The organism is Saccharopolyspora sp. NPDC047091, from assembly GCF_040643635.1.
In the GTDB taxonomy this organism is placed as follows: domain Bacteria; phylum Actinomycetota; class Actinomycetes; order Mycobacteriales; family Pseudonocardiaceae; genus Saccharopolyspora_C.
Genome location: NZ_JBEYUS010000049.1, coordinates 1 through 23,363, shown reverse-complemented (window position 1 = coordinate 23,363; position 23,363 = coordinate 1). Strand labels below are relative to the sequence as shown.

General features: G+C 74.4%; 19 protein-coding genes and 2 riboswitches. Of the genes, 8 read left to right on the top strand and 11 right to left on the bottom strand.

All coding sequences use genetic code 11. The annotated features are described in order from the left end of the window. The first annotated feature begins 281 nt into the window (after positions 1–281). On the top strand, positions 282–860 hold the full coding sequence (locus ABZ805_RS20175) for a peptide deformylase (RefSeq protein ID WP_358442345.1): 579 nt from the start codon (positions 282–284) through the stop codon (positions 858–860). A 229-nt stretch (positions 861–1,089) separates the two neighbouring features. Here ABZ805_RS20175 and ABZ805_RS20170 read toward each other — a convergent pair whose 3' ends face one another. Then, positions 1,090–1,662, bottom strand: a complete 573-nt coding sequence (locus ABZ805_RS20170) for a Uma2 family endonuclease (protein ID WP_358442342.1) — start codon at positions 1,660–1,662, stop codon at positions 1,090–1,092. Between the two features lie 148 nt (positions 1,663–1,810). After that, positions 1,811–1,936: riboswitch (TPP riboswitch) on the top strand. Between the two features lie 44 nt (positions 1,937–1,980). On the opposite strand from ABZ805_RS20170, the gene thiC reads away from it, so the two are divergent. The 3 genes from thiC to ABZ805_RS20155 all read left to right on the top strand — a co-directional run bounded on the left by thiC (position 1,981) and on the right by ABZ805_RS20155 (position 6,850). Beyond that, entirely contained in the window at positions 1,981–3,573 is a 1,593-nt protein-coding gene (gene thiC, locus ABZ805_RS20165; RefSeq protein WP_358442340.1) for a phosphomethylpyrimidine synthase ThiC, read from the top strand. A 149-nt stretch (positions 3,574–3,722) separates the two neighbouring features. Next, positions 3,723–4,586 carry a bifunctional hydroxymethylpyrimidine kinase/phosphomethylpyrimidine kinase gene (thiD, locus tag ABZ805_RS20160; RefSeq protein ID WP_358442339.1) on the top strand — a complete coding sequence of 288 codons (864 nt, stop codon included), beginning with the start codon at positions 3,723–3,725 and terminating at the stop codon, positions 4,584–4,586. Between the two features lie 296 nt (positions 4,587–4,882). After that, on the top strand, positions 4,883–6,850 hold the full coding sequence (locus ABZ805_RS20155; protein ID WP_358442336.1) for an FUSC family protein: 1,968 nt from the start codon (positions 4,883–4,885) through the stop codon (positions 6,848–6,850). 67 nt (positions 6,851–6,917) lie between these two features. Here ABZ805_RS20155 and ABZ805_RS20150 read toward each other — a convergent pair whose 3' ends face one another. From ABZ805_RS20150 to thiO, 3 genes are all read right to left on the bottom strand, one after another. After that, the gene (locus ABZ805_RS20150) at positions 6,918–7,679 is read right to left on the bottom strand and encodes a thiazole synthase (RefSeq protein WP_358442334.1); all 762 of its coding nucleotides are present in this window, start codon (positions 7,677–7,679) and stop codon (positions 6,918–6,920) included. A gap of 1 nt (position 7,680) precedes the next feature. After that, complete coding sequence (gene thiS / locus ABZ805_RS20145; RefSeq protein ID WP_358442331.1) at positions 7,681–7,881, bottom strand: sulfur carrier protein ThiS; 201 nt, start codon at positions 7,879–7,881, stop codon at positions 7,681–7,683. Further along, a complete protein-coding gene (gene thiO / locus ABZ805_RS20140) occupies positions 7,869–8,984 on the bottom strand; it encodes a glycine oxidase ThiO (protein ID WP_358442328.1) in 1,116 nt (371 codons plus the stop codon). Before thiO ends, thiS begins: the two co-directional genes overlap by 13 nt. Continuing rightward, a riboswitch (TPP riboswitch) is annotated at positions 8,974–9,079 on the bottom strand. (Overlaps the previous gene by 11 nt.) Positions 9,080–9,142: 63 nt before the next feature. Between thiO and thiE the strand changes: the two genes are divergently transcribed. Continuing rightward, a complete protein-coding gene (thiE, locus tag ABZ805_RS20135) occupies positions 9,143–9,817 on the top strand; it encodes a thiamine phosphate synthase (RefSeq protein ID WP_358442326.1) in 675 nt (224 codons plus the stop codon). A 92-nt stretch (positions 9,818–9,909) separates the two neighbouring features. Here thiE and ABZ805_RS20130 read toward each other — a convergent pair whose 3' ends face one another. From ABZ805_RS20130 to ABZ805_RS20120, 3 genes are all read right to left on the bottom strand, one after another. Then, positions 9,910–11,031, bottom strand: a complete 1,122-nt coding sequence (locus ABZ805_RS20130) for a S1 family peptidase (RefSeq protein WP_358442324.1) — start codon at positions 11,029–11,031, stop codon at positions 9,910–9,912. 173 nt (positions 11,032–11,204) lie between these two features. After that, entirely contained in the window at positions 11,205–12,209 is a 1,005-nt protein-coding gene (locus ABZ805_RS20125; protein ID WP_358442322.1) for a hypothetical protein, read from the bottom strand. A 387-nt stretch (positions 12,210–12,596) separates the two neighbouring features. Continuing rightward, a complete protein-coding gene (locus ABZ805_RS20120; RefSeq protein WP_358442320.1) occupies positions 12,597–13,352 on the bottom strand; it encodes a GntR family transcriptional regulator in 756 nt (251 codons plus the stop codon). A gap of 316 nt (positions 13,353–13,668) precedes the next feature. Between ABZ805_RS20120 and ABZ805_RS20115 the strand changes: the two genes are divergently transcribed. Further along, on the top strand, positions 13,669–14,700 hold the full coding sequence (locus ABZ805_RS20115) for an SIS domain-containing protein (RefSeq protein WP_358442318.1): 1,032 nt from the start codon (positions 13,669–13,671) through the stop codon (positions 14,698–14,700). Positions 14,701–14,959: 259 nt separating this feature from the next. On the opposite strand, the gene ABZ805_RS20110 is transcribed toward ABZ805_RS20115, so the two are convergent. Beyond that, a complete protein-coding gene (locus ABZ805_RS20110; protein ID WP_358442316.1) occupies positions 14,960–15,799 on the bottom strand; it encodes an amidohydrolase family protein in 840 nt (279 codons plus the stop codon). 116 nt (positions 15,800–15,915) lie between these two features. Between ABZ805_RS20110 and ABZ805_RS20105 the strand changes: the two genes are divergently transcribed. After that, entirely contained in the window at positions 15,916–16,869 is a 954-nt protein-coding gene (locus ABZ805_RS20105) for a BadF/BadG/BcrA/BcrD ATPase family protein (protein WP_358442313.1), read from the top strand. A gap of 174 nt (positions 16,870–17,043) precedes the next feature. On the opposite strand, the gene ABZ805_RS20100 is transcribed toward ABZ805_RS20105, so the two are convergent. The 3 genes from ABZ805_RS20100 to ABZ805_RS20090 all read right to left on the bottom strand — a co-directional run bounded on the left by ABZ805_RS20100 (position 17,044) and on the right by ABZ805_RS20090 (position 21,949). After that, complete coding sequence (locus tag ABZ805_RS20100; RefSeq protein WP_358442310.1) at positions 17,044–17,760, bottom strand: DUF3159 domain-containing protein; 717 nt, start codon at positions 17,758–17,760, stop codon at positions 17,044–17,046. 246 nt (positions 17,761–18,006) lie between these two features. Further along, entirely contained in the window at positions 18,007–18,717 is a 711-nt protein-coding gene (locus tag ABZ805_RS20095) for an ESX secretion-associated protein EspG (protein ID WP_358442308.1), read from the bottom strand. A gap of 64 nt (positions 18,718–18,781) precedes the next feature. Further along, positions 18,782–21,949, bottom strand: a complete 3,168-nt coding sequence (locus ABZ805_RS20090; protein WP_358442305.1) for a hypothetical protein — start codon at positions 21,947–21,949, stop codon at positions 18,782–18,784. 549 nt (positions 21,950–22,498) lie between these two features. On the opposite strand from ABZ805_RS20090, the gene ABZ805_RS20085 reads away from it, so the two are divergent. Continuing rightward, a partial coding sequence (locus ABZ805_RS20085) for an SGNH/GDSL hydrolase family protein (protein WP_358442303.1) occupies positions 22,499–23,363 on the top strand: 865 nt, incomplete at its 3' end.

The following is a 23,363-nucleotide window of genomic DNA, read 5'->3' as shown; positions in this document are numbered from 1 at the left end:
CCAGTTCCTCGCACTGCCGGGCGATCTCGTGCACGGTCAGCATCTGGGCGGCGTCCATCTGGCTCCTCGCGTCGCGATCCGGGGCCCCCGCGTTCGCCGGAATCACACGGGTGTGATTCCAAGCCCATTACATCACGCGAGCCCGCCCGCCGTGCGCGGCCAACACGCCCCCGGCGGAGATCCACCGGCAGCCCGGCGAAGATCACTCCGATGGGCGGCGCGCACCTCCGCGCCACCACTCCCGAGGCGCCCCGGAGACCGCTACCGATACCCTCCGCCGCATGGCTGTTCACCCGATCCGCATCGTGGGCGACCCGGTGCTGCACCACCCCACGCGCCCCGTCGAGCGGTTCGACGACGCGCTGCGCACCCTCGTCGAGGACATGTTCGAGACGAACACCGCCGCGAACGGCGCCGGGCTGGCGGCCACCCAGATCGGCGTGGACCTGCGGGTCTTCGTCTACGACTGCCCCGACGACGACGGGGTGCGGCACCGCGGCGTGGTGGTCAACCCGGTGCTGGAGACCAGCGAGCTCCCGCAGACCATGCCCGACCCCGAAGACGACTGGGAGGGCTGCCTGTCCGTCCCCGGCGAAGCGTTCCCCACCGGCCGGGCGAGCTGGGCGAAGGTCACCGGCTTCGACGTGGACGGCGCGCCGGTCGAGGTCGAGGGCACCGGCTTCTTCGCCCGCTGCCTGCAGCACGAGACCGACCACCTGGACGGGCACCTCTACCTGACCCGGCTCGTCGGGCGGAACGCGCGGGCCGCGAAGAAGGCCGTCAAGCGCAACGGATGGGGAGTTCCCGGTTTCTCCTGGGACCCGGCGATCGAAGGCGATCCGTTCGCTGAGGAGGATTGAGCCTTCTCCCGTTGCGGGCGGGGCGGTTGGCGGAACCTCAGCTGCTTCCTCGCTGCGGGATCGTTTTCACCGGTGGCTCCGCCACAGGCGAAAACGCTGTCCTCGCGAGGAAGCAGCTGAGAACCCGCGGCGGTGCCGGTGGCGTGCGTGGTCGGCGGCTCAGCGGCTTCGCCGCTGACAGGCGAAAGACGCGCTTCACCGGGCGGGTTCCGCGGACGGGCGGGGCCGTTCAGCGGGGGAAGGCCTCGGTTTCCAAGGTGACGTCGAACGGGGACGGCAGGTCGAGCGGCTTGCCGAACGGGACCGCGTGCGATTCGCGGTAGGCCTCGCCCGCCGGCTCGGAGAACAGGGTGGTGGTGGGCCCGTTCGGCGCGTAGCGGTCGATGCGCAGGTGGAGCGGGACGTCCGCCGCGGCGTACGCGCGGAGCTTGGCACCCCGGCCCGAGCCGGTGCCGCCGCGCACCGCGATCTCCGCCGCGAGCAGCGCGTGCGCACCCGTTTCCGCCGGGTCGCCGCCGGCTCGGTCGCGCGGGACGACGGCGAGGTCCGGCACGAGCACGCACGGCCCGTCCTGGACCAGTACGACCGGGTCGCGCAGGACGACCAGCCGCGACGGCAGCACCGCGTACAGGCACCGCACCACCGAGTCGGCGATCAGCTCGTGCCCCGGCTCCGGCGGCGGGGAGAGCACCATCCGCCCGTCGATCGCCTCCGACCGCCAGCCCGGCGGGAGGGCGGTGCGGCTCCGGAGCGCGCGGAGCTCGTGGCAGCAGCGGGATTCCACGTTCGGACGGGCCTTCACGGCCGATCACCTCCTGTGACCACTTGATCACCGATGGTATCTTCGGCTGAATCGGGCCGTCATCCACCCTGGTCACGTGCGTGGCCGCCGCCGCCCCCGGCGAGCCGGGACTTGGCAGGACGGCATCGCGGGGCTAGCCTCGGCGCCGACAACTGATCGCGGGAGCTCGCACCGGAAGCGGGCTGAGAGGGCGGCTGGATCATCCGATCCGGGGCCGCCGACCGCCTGAACCTGACCGGATAATGCCGGCGTAGGGAGTGAACGGCCGTGGCCGACGTGCGTCCTGAACCGTCCTCTGTGGACTCCGATTTCCCGGGTGTGACCACCGGACCGATCAGCGGTTCCCGCAAGGTGCACCGCGAGGTCGGCGACCTGCGGGTGCCCGCCCGCCGCATCGAGCTCAGCAACGGCGAGCACCTCGACGTCTACGACACCTCCGGGCCCTACACCGACGACGCCGCCACCGTCGACGTGCACGTGGGCCTGCCCCGCACCCGCGACGGCTGGCACCGCGAGCACCCCACCCAGCTCGCCGCCGCCAAGGCCGGGGCGATCACCCGCGAGATGGAGTTCGTCGCCGCCCGCGAGGACCTGCCCGCCGAGTTCGTCCGCGACGAGATCGCCCGCGGCCGCGCGGTGCTACCCGCCAACCACCGCCATCCCGAGAGCGAACCGATGATCATCGGGAAGAAGTTCCTGGTGAAGGTGAATGCGAACATCGGGAACTCGGCGGTGACCTCCTCGGTCCCCGAAGAGGTGGAGAAGATGGTGTGGGCCACCCGCTGGGGCGCCGACACGATCATGGACCTGTCCACCGGCAAGCGGATCCACGAGACGCGCGAGCGCATCCTGCGCAACTCGCCGGTGCCGGTCGGCACGGTGCCGATCTACCAGGCGCTGGAGAAGGTGAACGGCGACCCGGCGAAGCTCACCTGGGAGATCTACCGGGACACCGTGGTCGAGCAGTGCGAGCAGGGCGTGGATTACATGACCGTGCACGCCGGGGTGCTGCTGCGGTACGTGCCGCTGACCGCGCAGCGCGTCACCGGCATCGTCTCCCGCGGCGGTTCGATCATGGCCGCCTGGTGCCTGGCGCACCACCGGGAGAGCTTCCTGTACGAACACTTCTCCGAGCTGTGCGAGATCCTCCGCGAGTACGACGTCACCTTCTCCCTCGGCGACGGCCTGCGGCCCGGCTCCATCGCCGACGCCAACGACCGCGCCCAGTTCGCCGAGCTCGAAACCCTCGGCGAGCTCACCGGGATCGCCCGGGCGCACGACGTGCAGGTGATGATCGAAGGCCCCGGGCACGTGCCGATGCACAAGATCGCGGAGAACGTGCGGCTCGAGGAGGAGCTGTGCGACGAGGCGCCGTTCTACACGCTCGGCCCGCTCACCACCGACATCGCGCCCGCCTACGACCACATCACCTCCGGCATCGGCGCGGCGATGATCGCGCAGGCCGGGACCGCGATGCTCTGCTACGTCACGCCCAAGGAGCACCTCGGGCTGCCGGACCGGGACGACGTGAAGACCGGCGTGATCACCTACAAGATCGCCGCGCACGCCGGTGACCTCGCCAAGGGGCACCCGCGGGCGCAGGAGTGGGACGACGCGCTGTCCAAGGCGCGCTTCGAGTTCCGCTGGACCGACCAGTTCAACCTGGCGCTCGACCCGGACACCGCGAAGGCGTACCACGACCAGACGCTGCCCGCGGAACCCGCGAAGACCGCGCACTTCTGCTCGATGTGCGGGCCGAAGTTCTGCTCCATGAAGATCACCCAGGACGTGCGCGACTACGCCGAGAAACACGGCCTCACCAGCGTCGAGGCGATCGAGGAGGGCATGCGGGAGAAGTCCGAGGAGTTCACCGGCTCCGGCGGCGAGGTCTACCTCCCCATCGTGAGCTGATCGGAGTGAACGGACCGTTCGTCCCATCCGGTCGGACGAACGGTCCGTTCACCCGCTTCCGGACGCGGTGGGCGGTGCTCCGGTGTTTCGCATCGGCAGGTTCCGCACGGGCCGGATCGACGCCGGGAGAGGGTCGTAGCATGGGCCGGATGCACGAGACGCCCGCCCACCTGCAACGACCCGCGCACGACACGGCTCCGCCGACGGCGCTGACCATCGCCGGATCGGACTCCGGCGGCAGCGCGGGGATGCACGCCGACCTGCGGGCGTTCTTCTCCTGCGGGGTGCACGGCATGACGGCCGTGACCGCGGTGACCGTGCAGAACACCGTCGGCGTCACCGGTCTCGTGGAGATCCCGCCGGAGACGGTCGCCGCGCAGATCGGCGCCGTCGCCACCGACATCGGAGTGGACGCGGCGAAGACCGGGGTGCTGTCCTCGGCCGCCACCATCGAGGCCGTGCTCGCCGCCTGCGACGAGCACGGCATCGGCCGCGGCCGCCGCACCCCGTTCGTCGTGGACCCGGTCGCCGCGTCCCGCAGCGGGGAACCGCTGCTGCGCCCGGACGCGCTGGACGCGCTGCGCGACGAGGCCTTCCCGCGGGCGACGCTGGTGACGCCGAACCTGGACGAGGTGCGGCTGCTCACCGGCATCGACGCACGCAGCCGGGACGACCTGCTGGACGCGGCGAAGGCCGTGCACGACTTCGGCCCGGACTGGGTGCTGATCAAGAGCGGGCACCTGCTGGACGATCCGGAGTGCGTGGACCTGCTGTTCGACGGGACCGACGCGATCCCGCTGCCCGGGCCGCGCTACTCGACGGTGCACACGCACGGCGCGGGCGACGTGTTCGCCTCGGCGATCACCGCGGCGCTGGCGAAGGGCGCGGCGATGCCGGACGCGGTCGCCGCGGGCAAGCGGTTCGTGACGCGCAGCGTCGAGCACGCCTACCCGCTCGGCGCCGGGGTCGGGCCGGTCTCGACGTTCTGGCGGGTGAGCCCGCGCTCGATCTGACCGGGGTCGTTCCGGTGATCGGATCACGCTCGGTACCGTCGCCGGGCACGAGCGCTGCGCGGCAACCGCGCGAATGGCCCAGCGGACCCGCCGCGAACGAGCTTGAGATACCGAATCGGGTGATTTTGGCCCGCGCGGGTAACTCACCGGGCGGGTCCCGTCGACATAGTGCGTGAGGCCTGCAGCCCCCGCCGCGCTCCCGAGCGACGGCGCCGCGCGCGCTGCGCCCGTCCCGCACAGGCACCGAGAACGTCAGGAGCGAAGCGACCGCCGTGGCAGCACCCGGGTGGACGACCATGAAGGACCGGCTCCTCGCCGGGCTCAACACCGAGGCCGGTGCCCCCGACCTCAGACGACGCCAATACGCGATGGCGGTGCTGGTCACCGCGGTGGCTGCCACCGCCGTCGGCTGGCTGCTGGATCTGCGCACCCCCGCGCTCATCGGCGGGCTCACCGCCGTGTTCGCGCTGGTCGCCGCCGGCGGCCGGTCGCTGCGCTCCGACCTGCACCGGTTCGCCTGGTTCGGGCCCGCGCTGGTGCTGGTGATGGCCATCGGGCCGCTGCTCGACGCGATGCCGGTGCTCGCCGGGCTGCTCGTGGCGGTGGTCGTGTTCGGCTCCGGGATGCTGCCCGCGATCGGCGAGCAGTACCGGGTCAGCGGCCAGACCTTCGCCGCCGCCACCCTCGTGGCCACCACCACCGGCATCGGCTCCGGGGAACCCGCCTGGATGCTGTTCCTGTCCACCGGGGCGGGCGCCGCGTTCGCGCTGGTGCTGCGGGTGCTCATCGGCATCGGCGACCCGACCCGCGCCACCCGGCACGCCGTGGCCCGCACCCTGCTCGAACCGGGGCCGGGCGTGCTGGAGATCGCCGCGAGCGCCTGGCGCGCCGACGGGTCGAGCACCTGGCTCGGGCAGGTCCTCGCCGGGGCGGCCCGGTTCCGCGCCGCCCGCGAGACGCTGCTCGCCCAAGCCCAGCGGGCCGACCGGATCGAAGCGGAACGGCTGCACCGCATCGTCGTCGAAGCGGACCTGGTCGCCGCCGAACTCGCCCGCGCGGTGCGCTCCCGCGCCTGCACCGGGCTGCCCGCGATGGCCCGCGTCGACCCGGCACAGGCCGTCGTCGCCGCGGGCGGCAGGCAGGACCTGCCGGAAGCGGTGCGCGGCATGAACGAAGGACTCGACCGCATCCGCGGCGCCGTCGTGCAGCGCACCGAGTTCGCCGCCAGCCCGCCCGCGCCCGGCGGCCGCCGCCAGCGCGCCATCGGCGGCATCAAGGCGCACCTGTCGCTGCGGTCCTCGCTGTTCCGGCACGCGCTGCGCTGCACGCTCGCCGTCGCCGTCGGCATGGTGATCGTGCTGCTGCTGGACGACCCGTCCGCGTCCACGCTGCTGCTGGCGCTGTACGTGGTGCTCGCGCCCGCCGCGCGGGACAGCATGAACGGCGCGCTGGAACGCACCGGCGGCGCGGTGCTCGGCGTGGTGGTGCTGGCCGCGCTGATCACGCTGCTGCCCGGGGTGTACCTGCTGGTGCCGGTGGTCGTCGTGGGCATGCTGCTCGGCGTGGAACGGCTGCGCACCGACTACCAGGTGCTGCTGAGCTCGCTGATCGTGGTGACCGTGGTCGACCAGGCGATGCGGCTGGACCGGCCGCTCGCGAACATCGCGATCAGCTTCGCTTCCAACACGGCCGTCGGCGCGGCCATCGCGCTCGGCGTCGGCTACATCAGCTTCATCGTGCTGCCCAGCAGCATGGTGCCCGACGTGCGCGGGGCGATCCGGTCCACCGTGTGGTCGGTGTCCGAGCTGCTGCGCAGCGTGCGGGCCGCCGGGCAGGGCCACCAGGTCCGCGCCGCCATGCAGTCCGCGCACGTGCTGGCGCTGCGGCGGACCCAGGACCTGCTGGGCATGCCCGCGCTGCTGGACGAACCGGACTCGGACGAGGACCCGCAGACCACGCGGGCCGCGGCGATCGCGCTCGACGCGCTGCGCCAGGACGTGGCGACGCTGGCGTTCCGGCCCGAGGACGAGCTGGCGGTGGCGGTGCCCGCGCTCAAGGCGGTGGACCAGCTGCTCAGCGGGCGGAGCAACCCGAAGATCCCGGACATCCAGTCCGCCGGGGCACCCGAGACGGAACTGCTGGCCAGCTCGCTGGTGGAGAACGCGCTGCACGCCCGCGCGGCGATCGACCAGACCCTCGGCAACGAGCCGTGGAAGAGCTACACGATCAACTTCGTGCGGACCGAACGGCTCCGCATCCGCTGATCACCAGGTGCGCGGCCCGTTCGACCAGGCAGGTCGGGCGGGCCGTGTCACGTCGCGGCGGTTCGGTTCACCGCGCGAGGTCCGGGCTGGAGGCCCGCGCCCAGAAGCGCTGCGGGATGCGGCCCGCGCCGACCGCGAGGCGGCCCGCTTCGACCGCGGCGCGCATCGCGGCGGCCATCCGCTCCGGGTCCTGGGCCCGGGTGACGGCGCTGGCCAGCAGCACCGCGTCGCAGCCCAGCTCCATCGCCAGCGCCGCGTCCGACGCGGTGCCGATGCCCGCGTCGAGCACGACCGGCACCGACGCGCGGGACACGATCATCTCGATGTTGTGCGGATTCCGGATGCCCAGCCCGGTGCCGATCGGCGAACCCAGCGGCATCACCGCCGCGCAGCCCACGTCCTCCAGCCGGGTCGCCAGCACCGGGTCGTCGTTGGTGTACGCGAGCACCACGAAGCCCTCGTCGACGAGCTGTTCGGCCGCGTCGAGCAGCTCCACCGGATCCGGCAGCAGCGTGTCCTCGTCCGCCACCACCTCCAGCTTCACCCAGTTCGTCTCCAGCGCCTCCCTGGCGAGCTGCGCGGTGAGCACCGCCTCCGCCGCCGTGCGGCAGCCCGCGGTGTTCGGCAGCGCCTCGATGCCGAGCCGGTGCAGCAGGTCCAGCACACCCGTGCGTCCTCCGGCGTCGGCGCGGCGCATCGCCACCGTGGTCAGCTCGGTGCCGGACGCCAGCAGCGCCCGCTCCAGCACCGACAGGTTCGCCGCTCCCCCGGTCCCCGTGATCAGGCGGGAGCCGAACTCGCGGCCCGCGATCACCAGCGCGTCGTCCACGTCAGCCTCCCTGCACGGCGGTGAGCACTTCGACGGCCGCCCCGTCGCGGAGCTCCGTCGCCCGCCAGTTCGCCCTGGGCACCACGGTCCCGTCCACGGCGACCGCGACCCCGCGCTCGGGCACGCCGAACTCGGCGAGCACCGCCGCCAGCGTCGCGTCCGCCTGCACGGGCCGTTCCGCCCCGTTGATCACCACTTGCACGGTCGACCTCCTCCGTCGCCTGCGGGTACCGGTCCGGCGACCGGTGGTTCGCGGCCCGACAGCTCCGCCAGCACCGCGTCCGCGGTGATCGGCGCGAGCAGGAAACCGTTGCGGTGGTGCCCGGTCGCGGCCAGCACCCCCGGTTCCAGTTCGCCGATCACCGGCAGGTTGTCGTGCGTGCCGGGCCGCAGCCCGGCGACGGCTTCGAGCAGCTCGTACTCGGCGATGCCCGGCAGCAGCCGTTCCGCGTCGGCCAGCAGATCGCGGACGCCGCCCGCGGTGACGGCCTCGTCGAAGCCCGCGTCGTACTGGGTGGCGCCGACGACGAGCCCGCCGTCGTCGCGCGGCACCAGGTAGACCTGCCTGCCGTGCACCGGGCCGCGCACGGTCCGCGCCGGTGGGGGCACCGCGCTGGGGCGCGCCCGCAGGCGCAGCACCTCGCCCTTGACCGGGCGGATCCGGCCGCGGAGCGCCGGGTGCAGGTCACCGGAGCGGGCACCCGCGGCGATCACCACGACGTCGCAGCGCAGCACCTCCGCATCCAGCTCCACCTCGCCCGGCCGCACCCGCCGCACCGCGCCGTCGCGGAACCGGGCGCCCGCCGCCTCCGCCGCGGCCCGCAGCGCGGCCAGCGCCAGCCGGTTGTCCACCGCCAGATCTCCGGGCACTTCCAGGCCGCGCCGCACCGCGGGCCCCAGCGACGGTTCCAGCCGCCGCACCTCCCGGCCGCCGAGCCGGGTGACGGTGCGGCCCAGCGCGGCCAGGTGTTCGGCCAGCATGTCCAGCTCGGCGCGGTCCGCACCGTCCACGCCGACCACCAGCGTGCCCTCCCGGCGCAGCCCGGACGGCAGCCCGGACTCGCGGGCCAGGTCGGCGGCGAACGACGGCCAGCGGCGCAACGACTCGGACCCGAGCTCCAGCAGTTCCTCTTCGCCCGGCGCGGCTTCGGCGACCGGTGCGAGCATCCCGCCCGCGACCCACGACGCCCGCCGCTCCCCCGCGTCGACGACCTCCACGCGGTGTCCCGCGCGCGCGGCCGTCCACGCGACGGAGAGACCGATGATCCCGCCACCGACGACGGTGACGGCCGACTGCTGCTGCATCTGCGCTCCCTGCGCCGGCATGACCCGGATCAGGTTCGACGGTCGGGGCCTGCGCCCCCTCTCAGCCCGGATCCCGGGCTCCCGTGCCAACCACCACCACCGTACTCATCCGCCCGCGCGAGGTCAGCCGCCGCCCGGCCGCGGACTACCCTGGGGTCATGCCCGGATTGGACGGTGTCGGCATCCGCACGCGGCTCGCCGACGCACGGCTGTACCTCTGCACCGACGCGCGGGCGGAGCGGGGTGATCTGGCGGAGTTCGCCGACGCCGCGCTGTCCGGCGGCGTGGACATCATCCAGCTGCGGGACAAGGCTCCCGGCGGTGCTCCGCTGGAGGCGCGCCAGGAGCTCGCCGCGCTGGAGGTGCTCGCGGACGCGTGCGTGCGGCACGGCGCGCTGCTCGCGGTGAACGACCGCGCGGACGTGGCGCTGGCCGCGGAGGCCGACGTGCTGCACCTCGGCCAGGACGACCTGCCGGTGGCGACGGCCCGGCGCATCGTCGGCGACGAGGTGGTGGTGGGCCGCTCCACGCACGACGTGGTGCAGGCGGACGCGGCCGCGACCGAACCGGGCGTGGACTACTTCTGCACCGGGCCGGTGTGGACCACGCCGACGAAACCCGGCCGGGAGGCCGCGGGCATCCAGCTGGTCCGGCACGCCGCGGAGCACCGCGGGCACGGCAGGCCCTGGTTCGCGATCGGCGGCGTCGGCCACGACAACCTCGCCGAGGTCGTCGCGGCGGGCGCGGAGCGGATCGTGGTGGTCCGGGCCGTCACCGAGGCCGACGACCCGCGCGCCGCCGCCGAATCCCTCAAGGCCGGACTGTCCGCCTGACCCGGCGGGTCCCGGCACGACGAACGGGCTGCGTCTCGTGGGGCTGAGACGCAGCCCGTCCGGCTGCCATCACCCGGTGACCGGGCTCCCGATCAACCCGTGATCAGGGTCAGGCCGTAGGCGTCCAGGATCTCGTTGACCGGCTGGAAGTAGGTCGTGCCACCGCTGGTGCAGTCGCCGGACCCGCCGGAGGTCACGCCCTGGGCCTGGTCACCGGCCAGCCACGAGCCGCCGGAGTCGCCGGGCTCGGCGCACGCGTCGGTGCGGGTCAGCCCGGTGACGGTGCCCTCGGCGTAGTTCACCGTCTGGTTCTTGGCCTGGACGGTGCCGCAGTGCCAGCCGCTGGTGGAGCCGGAGCGGCAGATCGAGGCGCCCTCGGCGGCCTCGGTCGAACCGGCGACGCTGACGGTGCCGCCCGCGTAGTCGTTCACCAGGCCGCGCGGGGTCTCACCGGACGCGGTCTCCACGTAGGAGTAGTCGTCCCCGGGGAACGAGGAGCCCGCGAAGGTGCCGGACGGGGTGCTGGTGCTGTCGCCCTGGCTGCCGCAGTGCCCGGCGCTGACGAAGCCGCCCTCCACGGAGAAGCCCACGGAGCAGCGCGCGGAGTTCTCGATCGTGTAAGCGTTGCCGCCGATCACGTCGGCGAGGATGCGCGGTGCCTCCGCGGACTCGACGACGTGCACGGCCTGCGCGTCCACCCCGGTGGAGTGCACGAACTCGTTCGCGGCCGCACCGGCGCCCTCGGCGGCGGTGACCACGACCGAGTTGGCGGCCGAGTCCAGGTACCAGCCGGTGACGCCCTGCGGCGCCTGGCGGGTGTTGAGGCCGTCCACGACACCGGCGAGCTGCTTGGTGCTGTGCTCGACGACCTTCGGCTCGGCGCCCGCGGCGCGGATCTCGTCGGCCAGGTTCGCGTCGGTGGTGCCGACGACGAGCTTGCCGAGCCCGGCGTCGTAGCGCGAACCGCCGAACGAGTCGGCGAGCACGCCGCGCAGCGTCCGGTCCGCGGTGTTGGCGATGGCCTCGCTGTGCAGCCGGGCCTGCGCCTGGTCGGCGGTGAGGCCGAAGTCGCGCTGCATGGCTTCGAGCTGGGTGGCGGCCTTCGCCTGCGGCGCCGGGGCGACGGTGGCCGAGGCGGGCATGGTGAAGGCGGCGACGGTTCCGGCCGCCAGCACGATCGTCCCGGCCATTCTGGCCGCGAGCTTGCGCGTCATAGGTGGGTCTCCTACTCCTTGAGGTGGGGCTCAAAGATCCCTACGAGGAGCCAGTATTGGTGGGGACCACCACCCGGCACATCCACCTTTCGACGCATCGATGCGCAAAAATTCCCGGTTATCCGGCAGTTCTGCCGAATAACCGGGAATCATCACCATTCGCTGTGCTCCGGTCACGGAGCGTCCGGCTGCTCCTGCTGCGCTGATTCACCGCCCGCGGAACCGCGTTCTCCGGTGGTTCCGGATTCGGGCTGCCGCGCTCCGGTCGGTTCCGGGGCTTCGGAGGCGCCGGTATCTCCGGTGGGTTCGGTGGCCTCGCTCTGCCCGGTCTCGGTGGTCTCGGACGCGCCGGAGGTGGGTTCGCCGGAGGTGTTCTCCTGGGATTCGGAACCGGTCTCCTGCTCCGCCGAGCTGCTCGGTTCCGCGGTTTCCGACTCCTGCGGCACGGCGTCCCCGGTGTCGCGGTGCGCGGCGGGCGTGAAGACCTTGCTGATCGTGGTGCCGCCATCGCCGCCGGAGAGCGGCTTGCCGACGACGCCCTCGAAACCGGTGATCAGGAGCATGCCCAAACCGAAGATGAGGGCGCTGGTCGCGGCGACGACGCCCCAGCGGAGGCGGCGGCCGCGCGGCGGGGCGACGACCTCGGTGCCCGCTCCGGCGGCGTCCTCGGCGGCGGCGTCCTCGGCGGTGGAGTGCTCGGTGGTGGGGCGCTCGGCCGCGGCGGTGGCGTCACCGGCGGTGGTCCCCCAGCTCAGCATCCGGGTCCGCGCCTCGGCGGGGTCGAGCCTGCGCGTCGCGTCGGGATCGCGGTCGACCTGCTCACCGCCCGGCCAGTGCATCCCGGGCAGCTGGATCTTGCGGGTGGCCTCGTCGGCGGGCGCCTGCGGGCGGAGCGCCGGAGCCGCGGTGCCGTTGACCGGCGTGGCGGCCACGTACTGCTCGACCCTGGTGGGCTTCTTGATCCCGGCGCGGGCGACGACGACGTTCGCCTTGTCCTTGGTGACCTCCAGCTTCTCCTTGGTGGTCTCCAGCGAACGCTGGTACAGGGCGCCGCCGACGGTGATCACGACACTGGTCAGGCCCGCGCCGAAGACGGTGCCCGCGACCCCGAGGTACGACCCGAGGAACGCCGCGGTCACCGAGGCGAGCGCGCCTCCGGTGACCTGCGTGGCGGACAATTCGATCTTCTTCGATTTCTTTTCCGCGGGCTCATCGTCGTCGGTTCCGTTCGCCCCCCGTTCGGCATTCTCCTTCGCCACTGTGGCTCCTACTTGATCTGGTGCGCGCTCTCTCGAACCTGTCAACGGATGATCTCGCCACAATTCTCCCGATTGTTGCACTTTCGTGATGACTGCCACTTCGGGTAACGAGGAGAAGACCCGCTGATTTCGATCCAGGCGGTGTGGGAGCGGAGCGGTACGGCAGAACCGGCATTGCGCCGGGCAGCGGAAACCGGGCGCCGCGAAGGCGCGAACCGGTGGCCCCGACAAGGGGCGCTGCGGTCTCCGGCGGCACCGTCGGCGCGGGAGACAGCGCGGGACCCGGCTCGGCGCCGGGTCGGTCGATCACTGCGGCGGGTTGAGCCGGGCGACGAACTTGTACCGGTCGCCGCGGTAGATGGAGCGGACCCATTCGACGGGCTCGCCCGCGGAGTCGAAGGAGTGGCGGGACAGCAGCAGCATCGGCAGGCCCACGTCGGCGCCGAGCGTCTCGGCCTCCTCCGGGCTGGCCAGCGCGGTCTCGATGGTCTCGTCGGCGTGCCCGAGCTCCACGCCGAAGTGCTCGCGCAGCACCCGGTACAGCGAGCCGCCCGATTCGAGCCTGCCGGTGAGGCCGCGGAACCGGGACAGCGGCAGGTGGGTGGTCTCGATGGCCATCGGTTCCCCGTCGGCGAGCCGCAGCCGCCGCAGCCGCAGCGCGGTCGAGCCGGGCCGGGTGCCGAGCAGGGTGGCGAGTTCCTGGTCGGCGGGCTCCTCGACGACCTCCAGCAGCCGGGACGCCGGCTGGCGGCCCTGGGCGCGCATGTCCTCGGTGTAGCTGGAGAGCTGGAGCCGCTGCGCGACCTTCGGCTTGGCGGCGAAGGTGCCCTTGCCCTGCACCCGCAGCAGCCTGCCTTCGACCGTGAGCTCGGCGAGCGCCTGGCGCACGGTGGTGCGGGAGACGTCGAACTCGGCGGCCAGCGCGCGCTCGGTGGGGATCGGCGAGCCGGGGGGTAGCGAGCGCAGCATGTCGAGCAGGTGCTGCTTGAGCCCCCAGTACTTGGGTTCGCGCTGCGCGCGCACCGGGGTGTCCGCCCCGCCGGACACCGACGTTTCCAGCATTCGTCCTCCTACCGCCGAACCTGCCGCGATGGCCGCCGCTCCAGCACCCGATGTCCGGCCGCGGCCCCGGGCCGCCACCTCCCCGCACGAGGGGTGACCGCACGCGGCGGGGGTGGGTTCGCCCACCCGCGCGCCGCACCTGGCCCGTCCAGCATGCCTGACCGAGGACACGACCATCACGTTCTCCACAGTTTTCCCACATTGATGATCTTGGTCTGCACGCCGGGTGGCCGGAGGGGTGTCGCACGGGTCACGCTCGGGACCTCGGCACGTTCGATAACATTGGTCTAGACCTACCGGCCAGCGAGAGGCACCCATGAGCGAGGCGACACCCGGCGCGAGCATGCGCGCCGAGATCGACGAGCAGCCGCGGATCTTCGCCGAGCTGCTCGAAGCCACCGACATCGCCGCCGTCGCGGCCACCATCGCGCAGCGCAGGCCGCGGTTCGCGCTGCTGGCGGCCCGCGGCTCCAGCGACCACGCGGCGCTGTACGCCAAGTACCTCATCGAGGTGCTGCTGCAACTGCCCGCCGGGCTCGTCTCGCCGTCCACCACCACGCTCTACGGCGCGCAGCCCGACCTGCGGGACGTGCTGCTGCTGACCGTCAGCCAGAGCGGCGGCTCGCCCGACCTGATCGAGGTAACCGAGTCCGCCCGCCGCCGCGGCGCGACCACCGTCGCGATCACCAACACGCCCGACTCGGCGCTGAACCGGGCCGCCGAGCTCTCGGTACACGTCCACGCCGGGCAGGAGCTGGCGGTGGCCGCCACCAAGACCTACAGCGCCACGCTGCTCGCGCTGTACCTGCTCGTCGACGCGGTGCGCGGCGGGACGGGGCAGGCCGCGGCCGGGCTCCCCGACCTGGCGCGGCGGGCGCTCGCCGACGGCACCGCGGCGGTCGGCGAGGCGGTGCAGCGGCTGCGCGCCACCGAGCGGCTGGTCACCACCGCCCGCGGCTACTCGCTGGCCACCGCCCTGGAAGCGGCGCTGAAGCTCGCCGAGACGAGCTACCTGCCCGCCCGCGCCTACAGCGGCGCCGACCTGCTGCACGGGCCCGTCGCCGCCGTCGACCCCGCCACCGCGGTGCTCGCGGTCAGCGGCGAAGGCCGGGGAGGCGCGGCGATGCGCGAGGTGCTCGACGCGGTCCGCGAACGCGGCGCCGACGTGTGCACGCTCGGCTCCGGACCGGCCGCGGCGCACCACATCCCGGTGCCCGCCTGCGCCGAGGAGCTGGCGCCGGTGCTGGAGATCCTGCCGGTGCAGCAGCTCGCCCTCGAACTCGCGCTGGCCCGCGGCGGCGACCCGGACCGGCCGCGCGGCCTGTCCAAGGTGACCCGCACTCGATGATCGTCTGTTCGGACGAACGGACGACGCCCGCTCCGCGCGGTGCCGAGACCAGCACGTTCGGTGCCGCGCGGGGAAACGCCTGCTTCGACGGGGTCCGGCGGAGAAGTTAGAAGCCCGCCTCACCGAGGGGGCGGGGTGAGGCGGGCAGCGTCAGATTACGCCGAACGGGTCAGAAATGACCACCGTTCCGCGCCGGGAAAAACGGGACCGCCCGGGATGCGCCGAAGATCCCCTTCCGAGACCACCGCCGCGAACGGGCTCAGATCTCGTAGACCTCGCGGGCGTTGCCGTCGAAGATCGCCGACCGCTCCTGGTTCGACAGGCCGTCCAGCAAGCCCGACGTCAGCTCCAGCACCTCGCGGTAGGACGCCGACAGCAGGCACACCGGCCAGTCCGAGCCGAACAGCAACCGGCCGGGGCCGAACGCCGCCCGCACCACGTCCGCGAACGGCCGCAGCACGTCCACGTCCGGTTCCCGGCCCCAGCCGGCGGCCGTGACCAGACCGGACAGCTTGCACACCACGTTCGGGTGCTCGGCCAGCCTGCGCACCAGCACCGCCCACTCGGTCGGATCGCCGCCGACCGGCGGCCGGCCGCAGTGGTCCAGCACGAAGGTCAGCTGCGGGAACTCGGCCGCCGCCTTGATCACGGCGGGCAGCTGATCCGGCCGCGCCACCACCTCGAACAGCAGGCCAGCGTCCTCCACCGCGGCGAGCCCGCGCAGCACGTCCGGCCGGGCCATCCAGTCCGCGTCCGGTTCGGCCTCCACCCGGTGCCGGAGGCCGCGCAGCCACCGGCCCGCCGGGTGCGACAGCAGCGGACCGAGCTGCTCCCGCGCCGTGCGCGCGGTGAGGTCCACCCAGCCGACGACGGCGCCGATGCACTGCGCCGAATCGGCCAGCACCAGCATCTCCGGCGTCTCGTCCGGGTCCGCCGCGGTCTGCACCAGCACGGTGGTGTCCACCGAGGTGCCGCGGACGGCCTGCGCCAGGTCCGCGGGCCGGAAATCGCGGCGCAGCGGTTCCATCTCGGGTCCGGTGATCCACGGCTGGTCCCGGACGTCGATGTCCCACAGGTGGTGGTGCGCGTCGACGGTCATCGCTCGCTCGTCCTTCCCCGGATCCCGGCGATCAGCCCCACAGTGTGCTCGCCGCCCGGTGCGGAGCTCGGGGCGGGCGGGATTCCCGGCGCCGCGCGCTGCGGTACAACGGACGGATGCGGGAGTTGGTGCTCGGCCTCGACATCGGCGGCACGTCCAGCCGCGCCCAGGTCGGCGACCTGACCGGCCGGGTGCTCGGCAGCGGGTCCGCCGGGGGCGGCAACCCCAACTCGCACCCGCCCGAGCAGGCCGTCGCCCAGGTCGCGGCGGCGGCCCGCACCGCGCTCACCGGCCTGGACGGGGCAGCGGTGCGCTCCGCGGTGCTCGGCATGGCCGGGGTGAGCGCGATGACCGACCCGCGGGTGGCCGCGCTGTTCGAGGAGGGCTGGACATCGCTCGGGCTGGACTGCCCGGTGCGGGTGGTCAGCGACTGCGAGGTGGCGTTCGCCGCCGGGACCGGCGCCGCCGACGGGACCGTGCTCATCGCGGGCACCGGCGCCATCGCCGCCCGCATCGAGGACCGCCGGGAGGCGGCCGTCGCGGGCGGGCACGGCTGGCTGCTCGGCGACGAGGGATCGGCGTTCTGGCTCGGGCGGGAAGCGGTGCGGCACGCGCTGCGCACCGCGGACCGCGGCGAAGTGCCGGAGTCGGGGCTCGCCGGGGCGGTGCTGGAGCAGGTGCTCGGCGACACCGCGGGCGATCCGATGGCGGTGCGCAAACGGCTGATCACCGCGGTGAACGGGGCCGCGCCGATCCGGCTCGCCGAGCTGGCCCCGCTGGTCACCGCCGACTGCGCGGCGGGCGGGCCCGGGGCCGGGATCGTGGCCCGCGCCGCGGACGAGCTCGCCGACACGGCGGTGCGGGCGCGGCGGGACGGCGGCACGGGGCCGGTCGTGCTGGCCGGCGGGCTCACGGCCGACGGGAACCCGGTCGGCACCGCGCTGCGCGCCGCCCTCGCCGAACGGCTCCCCGGAGTACCGCTCCCCGCGGCGGGACCGGGCGCCGCCGGGGCCGCCTGGCTCGCCGCCCTGGACCGGACCGGCGACCCGCCGCGCTACCCGGGGATCTGACCCGCGCTCGCCGGGTCGGGTCCGCTTCCCGCCGGCGGCGAAGCGCGGAGCCGACGACCACCTGATCGACCGGGACCGCCGCTAGTGCTCAGCGGCCTTCTCACCAGGACGGCATCGTCCCTGGTGGCAGCGCCGCTCGGGGAACAGGTCCCGGGCCGCCGAGATCCCGCCACCTCACCCCTGCGCGACCTGCGGATGGCGGAGCCCGGGGTGGTCGGACGGCAGGGCCTTCTTCAAGACCCACCAGCTGCTCGCCACGCACAGCGCCACCAACGGCCAGGTGAGCGCCGCCTGCGCCGCGCTCAGCGCCAGCACCGCATCGGCCAGCCACAGCGGGATGAACACGAGCAGCCGCACCACGTACTGCCCGACCCACACCCAGCTGGCCAGGCCGTATCCGCGCAGCAGCGCCGGGTCCCGCCGCCACCGCTTCCCCTGCCCGAGCACGGCGCCGACGATGACGCCGAGCAGCGGCCAGCGGGCGGCGATGCTCACCATCCACATCAGCGCGCTCACCGCGTTGGTGACGAGCCGGGCGAGGAAGAAGTCCGCGGCGTTGCCGGTGTAGAGCGCGATCACCGCGCCGACCAGCACCGCGAGCAGGCTGATCAGCACCGCCAGCGGCCGGTCGCCCTTGCGCAGCCGCCACGCGCCGAGCACGGCGCCGACGGCCACGGCCGCCGCGCCACCGGCGAGGATCGATTCGCCGCCGAGCCACCAGCCGAGGCCGAACGCCACCGGCGGCAGGCTGGCGTCGAGCGCGCTGGTGCGGCCGCCGAGCAGCCCCATCAGCGAGTCCTGCTCGGATTCCGGGCGCCGCCCAGGGGTGCCCGCGTCCGGTTCGCCGTCGTCCGGGCCGGTCCGCGCCTGCCCCGTCTGCCGATCCTGCATCACGCTCTCCAGCCTGCCGCACCGGAGGCCGTGGACGCACCGGTGTCCCGGCGGATGCGCGTCACAGGCGGGGGTGTGCGGCTCGCATGCCTGTCTTCCAGCTCGTTCGCGGTGGTGGGGGCCGCGCGGTCGGGTCGGCGTCCGGTGGAGGTTCCGGCCGTGCCGGTAGGCAGTCAGCTCGCTCTCGATCATGTCACAGGAACGGCCACCGGTTTCGGGACGAACCGGACCGTTTCGCGCGGGTCGTCAGCCGCGGGCGAGGTGGGCGAGCTGGTCGGCCAAGAGCTCAGCGATGGAAGCCCGGTCCGCGGGCGCGCAGGTCACCAGCTCGCGGCCGTCCGGCGTGGTCTCGCCGAGCAGCGTGAACCGGCCGAGGTCGTTGTCGAACCAGGCGGGCCCGGCCGGAGCACCGCCGCGGCGGTCGCCGCCGGAGACCTGGAAGTGCCCGATGCGGTAGCGGGGCCGGGCGGTGATCTCCTCCAGCGCCCGGGAGTGCGCGGTCCGCTCGGCGCGCACCGGCTCGCCCGGCGGGATCGGTGCCTGCGGCAGCAGGTCGGCGCACACCTCGGGCAGGTCGTGCGGGTCGAGGAAGTCGAGCCGCAACCCGCGCCCGTCCAGCACGCCCACCACGCCCACCTCGCCGGTGGCGACGACGCGGGCGGCCAGCCGCTGCCCGGTGCGCACGTCGAGCAGCCCGGCCGCGGCGATGGACACCTCGGACCCGCACAGCAGGTACAGCGCGTCCTCCACCTCCGGTTCGGGCCTGCCGTCGGTGGCGAGACCGGCGGCTTCGAGCTCGCCCCACACCTGCCGGACGAGGCGGGTCCGTTCCTCGGCGGACTCCTCCGGCCGGGACAGTTCGAACGGGTACTGCCGGACGTCCAGGTCGAGCTGCTCGCCGAGGACGTCCACGGCGGGCAGCGAGAGGGCGATCGTGTCGACCATCGGCTGTCGCATCTCACCTTCGGTGCGGCGGGCTCGCTGCGGAGCCCGCCGGTCAGGGGGCGGAGCCCGGGGCTCCTCAGAAGTCGCGGTATCCCGGCGGTGCTTCGCCGAGCACCGGGGGTGCCACGAGGCGGCCGCCGCCGTACTCGTCGTCGTAGACGTCGTCGGCTTCGAGCAGGAACTGCGGGCCGCGGGTGCCCTCGTCCAGCTCGCCGGGGCGGTAGCCGCCGGTGCTGAACTCCCGTTCGCGGGACTCGTGCTGCGCTTCGTCGATCGCCGCCCAGGAGTTGCGGCGGGCGGGCCGCTGCGCGGAGGTGCGCGCCCGGGAGCTCATCGGGCCGAAGCCGCCGTCGGGGCGGGTTTCGGGCCGTTCCGGGAGCGCCGCCGGACGCTGTCGTTCGGGGCGCTGGGCGTCCTGCTGGTCCGCGGGGTGCGGGGGCTGCGGCTCGTTCGGACGCTGCTGCTCGACCGGACGCTGCGGCTCGACCGGACGCTGCTGCTCGACCGGACGCTGCTGCTCGACCGGACGCTGCTGCTCGACCGGACGCTGCGGCTCGACCGGACGCTGCTGCTCGACCGGACGCTGCTGCTCGTTCGGGCGCTGCTGCTCCGGCTGCCGGGGCGGCATCGGCGGCCGCACCGGTGCTCCCGGCGGCGGTCCCTGCTGGTGCGGCGGCGGCCCGTTCGGCGGCACGTCCGGCCGAGGCCCGGGCGGCATGCCCTCCGGCGCGGGCGGTAGGCCCGCTGCCGCGGGCGGTAGGCCCTCCGGCGCTGGAGGCAGGTCCGCTGGTGCTGAGGACATGCCTTCTGGCGCGGGGGGCAGTGGAGTGCCGTGCGGCGGCGAGAGCTGCTCAGGTCCGGGCGGCACCGGGTTGCCGGGAGACACCGGGACGCCGGGAGGCATCGGTGCACCGGAAAGCATCGGGGTGCCGGGCCGCGGTGGGCCCTGCTCGGCTCCCGGCGGCACCGGGTCGCCGGGCTGCGGGGCCTGGTCCCGCGCCGGAGCACCGTGCGGCGACGGGGTCTGCTCCGGCCTCGGCTGCTGCGGTCCGCCCGCGTCGGGCGGCAGCGGCGAGCCGGGTTCCGGGCGCGGCTGCACCGGCCCTGTGCCGGACGGCGGGGCGAGCTGCCCCGGCTGCGGGACCTCCGGCGGCTGCGGAATCCCGCGCGGCGCCGACTGCGGGTCGAAGCCGGATTGCGGCGCCGACGGTCCGCCATCGCCGGGTCGTCCCGGAACCGGCCCGGGGTGGCGTCCCGCGGGCGGCTCCGGGGCGGAGCCCGGTCGGCCTGCGGGCGGCGGGCCCTGGTGCGGCTGCTGCTCGAACTCGGCGGGCGGGCCGATCAGGCCGCCCGCCACGGCGGGGGCGTCCGGCAGGTCGAACAGGTTCGGCGGCTGCTCCGGAGGAGCCTGCTGGACTCCGCCGGGCTGCGGGCGTCCGCGATCGACCGGGCCGGGATGCGGTGGTCCGGGCGGCGGAACCGGTCCGCCCGGCGGCGGACCCTGCCTGCCGGGCGCGGCTTGCTGCGGCCCGGACGGCTGTTGACCGGGGTGCGGCGGACCGGCCTGGAACGGACCGGTGTGGGGCTGGCCCGGCTGAGGCTGGCCCGGCTGGGACTGGCCGGTCTGGGATTGGCCGACCTGGGGCTGGCCCGGCTGCGGCGAGCCGGTTTGGGCCTGGCCAGGTTGGAGCCGGCCGGGCTGCGACTGGCCCGGTTGGACGAGCCGGCCCGGCTGAAGCTGCTCGGGCTGCGGCGGCCCGGTTCGGCCCGGCCCCGGGCCGCCCGGCTGGGGCGCGCCGGGATGCGGCGCTCCTTGCCGTGGCAACGGCCCGGAAGCGTGCCGGTGCGGCGCCTGCTCGGGCGGCACCGGCGGACCGGCGGGCGGCCCCGGCACCGGCGTCGCACCGGGATGACCGGGCTGCACCGGCGCGGCCGCGTCGAACGGCTGCGGCGGGACCGGCTCGCGGGATCGGGGCGTTCCCGCGGCCGGCTCCGGCAGCGGGAGCTGCCCGGAGACCGGCCCTTCCGGCCGCACCTCCGCGCGGCCGCCGGGGCCGTGCGGGTGCGGTCCGGACTGCTCCGCCGCCCGGTCGGGCGCGGGCCGCCCGGTCCGCTGGGCGTCGAACGGGGGTCGTTCGGAGTCGAGCGGCTCGTCGTCGGTCCGCTGCTCCGCCGGCGCGTCCTGCTCCGGCGCGCCGGGCTGCGGCAGCGAGCCGAGCAGCGGGCCGGAGAAACCGGTGGGCCTGTTCGGCTCCCGCGGTTCGGCACCGGGCTCGGGCGACCGGGTCTGCTCGGCGAGTCCGACCAGGTCACCGGAGAGGGCCGAGGCGCCACCGGCCGGATCCGGCCGCTCGGGCTGCGCGGGCCGCCGCGGCGCGAGGCCGCGGCGCTCGTGCGCGAACCGGTCGCCGAGCCGTCCGATCCGGTCCCAGAGCACGAAGGGGTCGGGTTCGGCGGCCAGCGCCGCGAACTCGGCGCGCAGGTCGAACCGGCCGGGCCGGGTCGCCGGGCGCGCGGGCCTGCGCGCCTCCTCCGGGTTCAGCTCCCCCTGCGCCAGCGGCTCGCCGCGGGCGGGCGTGCCGGCCGGCGGTTCCGGGAGGCGCCCGGACGGCGGCGGCTCGCCGGGGCCACCGGGCCGCGGCAGCCTGCCGGAGTCGTGCCTGCCGCCGGGGCGCGGCGGTTCGGGGGTTCCGCCGGGCAGCGGCAGCTCCCCGGACGCCTGCAGATCACCGGCGCGGCGCAGGTCCGGCGCGGGCCTGCGAGGCCCGCCGCCGTCACCGTGCGCAGCGACGGCCCCGACCGGGTGCTCCCGGGCAGGTGATCCGGTGTGGTCGTGCGGAGTCCGCGCACCGGACTCGCGGAATTCCCCGGACATCAGGTGATCACCACCGAGAACGGATTCGGAATGGCGGAAATCTCCGGAAACGAGCGATTCGCCGGAAATGACGGTCTCGCCGGCGGAGAAGGATTCATCGGTGGTACGGCCGCCGAATTCGGGCATCCGCGGTTCGCTGCGGAAGGCCGCGTCCGGGCCGAGCTCGCCGCCGAGCCGGGCACCGCCGGGCGCGTTCACCGGGCGCGGCGGAGCGGGCCGCCGGGTGGCGACACCGGGCGCGGGTCTGCCCGGCCTGCGGGCGGGCTCGCCGGGTTCGGCGTCGCGCGGTGGTTCGGGCGCCCGGCGTGGCGCGGCGGGCAGCGGTCGGCCCGCTGGTCCCGGCGCCGCCGGGTCGTGCGGTGACGTCACTTCTCCCCCAGCTCTCGGATGCACTTCGGCCGCCGCGGGCCCCTCGCCCGGGCGTTCGGCACCGGTGCGGCGCGCGTCGGTCCGACGTTCGCGGTCCGGCCGTCGTTCCCGCTCACGCACCTGCGGTCCGGGTACCGGCGCCGGTCCCGGCCTGCCGGGGCCTCGCGGCGCGAAGCCCTGCGTCGACGTCGTCCCCCACCGCGCGCAGGGTCGCCACCTGCGTCGATCGCGACATCACGAGCCCCCTCGTTGCTTCTGCTACCGCCGAGCGACATTAGCAGTCGCGTTCGAGGCGTACGGTGGTTTCCCGGCAAGCCACCACTATTCCCGCGGGTGCACGCGCGTGGCATCGACCGGTCTCGTTCGGCAAGGTGCGGCGCATCGCACGTCCGGCGAGTTCTCCGACTCGGAACGAAGTGCACCGGCGCGGAATAAAATCGGAACATTCGAGTGCCGTTACTCACTCCACCCGTAACCGACGGTGGCGTAGGTCGCGATCGGAGGACCACTGTGTTCTCCGGCGAATCGAACAGCGCAGGAGGAGGGCCGATGAACGGCCGGGAGCAATGGGACGGCGGAGCACGGCGGGCGAACTGGGCCAGTTTCGCCGCGTTGGGCGACAGCTTCACCGAGGGGATCGCCGACCCGGCTCCGGGCGGCGGCTTCCGCGGCTGGGCCGACCGCCTGGCCGAGCACCTGACGACCCGGGAACCCGAGCTGCGGTACGCGAACCTGGCGGTGCGCGGCAAGCTGCTCCGCCAGATCGTCGAGACGCAGGTGCCGCAGGCGCTGGAGCTGCGGCCCGCGCTGGTCTCGCTCGTCGGCGGCGGCAACGACATCATCCGGCCCGGCGGCGACCCGGACGAGCTGGCCGCGATCTTCGACGACGCGGTGGCGCGGCTGCGCGCGACCGGTGCGGACGTGCTGATCGGCACCGGTTTCGACACCTCGACGACGCCGGTGCTGCGACGGGTGCGCGGCAAGGTGGGCACGTACAACGCGCACCTGCGGGCGGTCGCGGACAAGCACGGCTGCTTCGTGGTCGACCTGTGGTCGATGCGGGTGCTGCAGGACCAGCGCGCGTGGAGCGACGACCGGCTGCACCTGTCCGCGGAGGGCCACCGCCGGGTGGCGCTGCGGGCGTGCGAGGCGCTGGGCGTCGAGGTCGACCAGGACTGGCGCACCGCGTGGCCGGAGCTGCCGACCCGCACGTGGCGGGTGCAGCGGGCCGAGGACATCCAGTGGGCCCGGGAGCACCTGGCGCCGTGGATCGTGCGCCGGCTGCGCGGGCGCTCCAGCGGGGACGGTCGCGGGCCGAAGCGCGCTGATCGACTGGAGCTACGAGCTGTGCTCCGAGCAGGACCGGATCGCCTGGGCGCGGGTGTCGGTGTTCGCGGGCAGCTTCGGCCTCGCC

What these genes read in the sequence shown, in the direction of transcription:
- ABZ805_RS20115 (WP_358442318.1), top strand. Translation starts at nt 13,669, where the DNA reads ATGAGCGAGGCGACACCCGGCGCGAGCATGCGCGCCGAGATCGACGAG.
- ABZ805_RS20110 (WP_358442316.1), bottom strand. Translation starts at nt 15,799, where the DNA reads ATGACCGTCGACGCGCACCACCACCTGTGGGACATCGACGTCCGGGAC.
- ABZ805_RS20175 (WP_358442345.1), top strand. Translation starts at nt 282, where the DNA reads ATGGCTGTTCACCCGATCCGCATCGTGGGCGACCCGGTGCTGCACCAC.
- ABZ805_RS20130 (WP_358442324.1), bottom strand. Translation starts at nt 11,031, where the DNA reads ATGACGCGCAAGCTCGCGGCCAGAATGGCCGGGACGATCGTGCTGGCG.
- ABZ805_RS20155 (WP_358442336.1), top strand. Translation starts at nt 4,883, where the DNA reads ATGAAGGACCGGCTCCTCGCCGGGCTCAACACCGAGGCCGGTGCCCCC.
- ABZ805_RS20095 (WP_358442308.1), bottom strand. Translation starts at nt 18,717, where the DNA reads ATGCGACAGCCGATGGTCGACACGATCGCCCTCTCGCTGCCCGCCGTG.
- thiD (WP_358442339.1), top strand. Translation starts at nt 3,723, where the DNA reads ATGCACGAGACGCCCGCCCACCTGCAACGACCCGCGCACGACACGGCT.
- thiO (WP_358442328.1), bottom strand. Translation starts at nt 8,984, where the DNA reads ATGCAGCAGCAGTCGGCCGTCACCGTCGTCGGTGGCGGGATCATCGGT.
- ABZ805_RS20105 (WP_358442313.1), top strand. Translation starts at nt 15,916, where the DNA reads ATGCGGGAGTTGGTGCTCGGCCTCGACATCGGCGGCACGTCCAGCCGC.
- thiE (WP_358442326.1), top strand. Translation starts at nt 9,143, where the DNA reads ATGCCCGGATTGGACGGTGTCGGCATCCGCACGCGGCTCGCCGACGCA.
- ABZ805_RS20120 (WP_358442320.1), bottom strand. Translation starts at nt 13,352, where the DNA reads ATGCTGGAAACGTCGGTGTCCGGCGGGGCGGACACCCCGGTGCGCGCG.
- ABZ805_RS20100 (WP_358442310.1), bottom strand. Translation starts at nt 17,760, where the DNA reads ATGCAGGATCGGCAGACGGGGCAGGCGCGGACCGGCCCGGACGACGGC.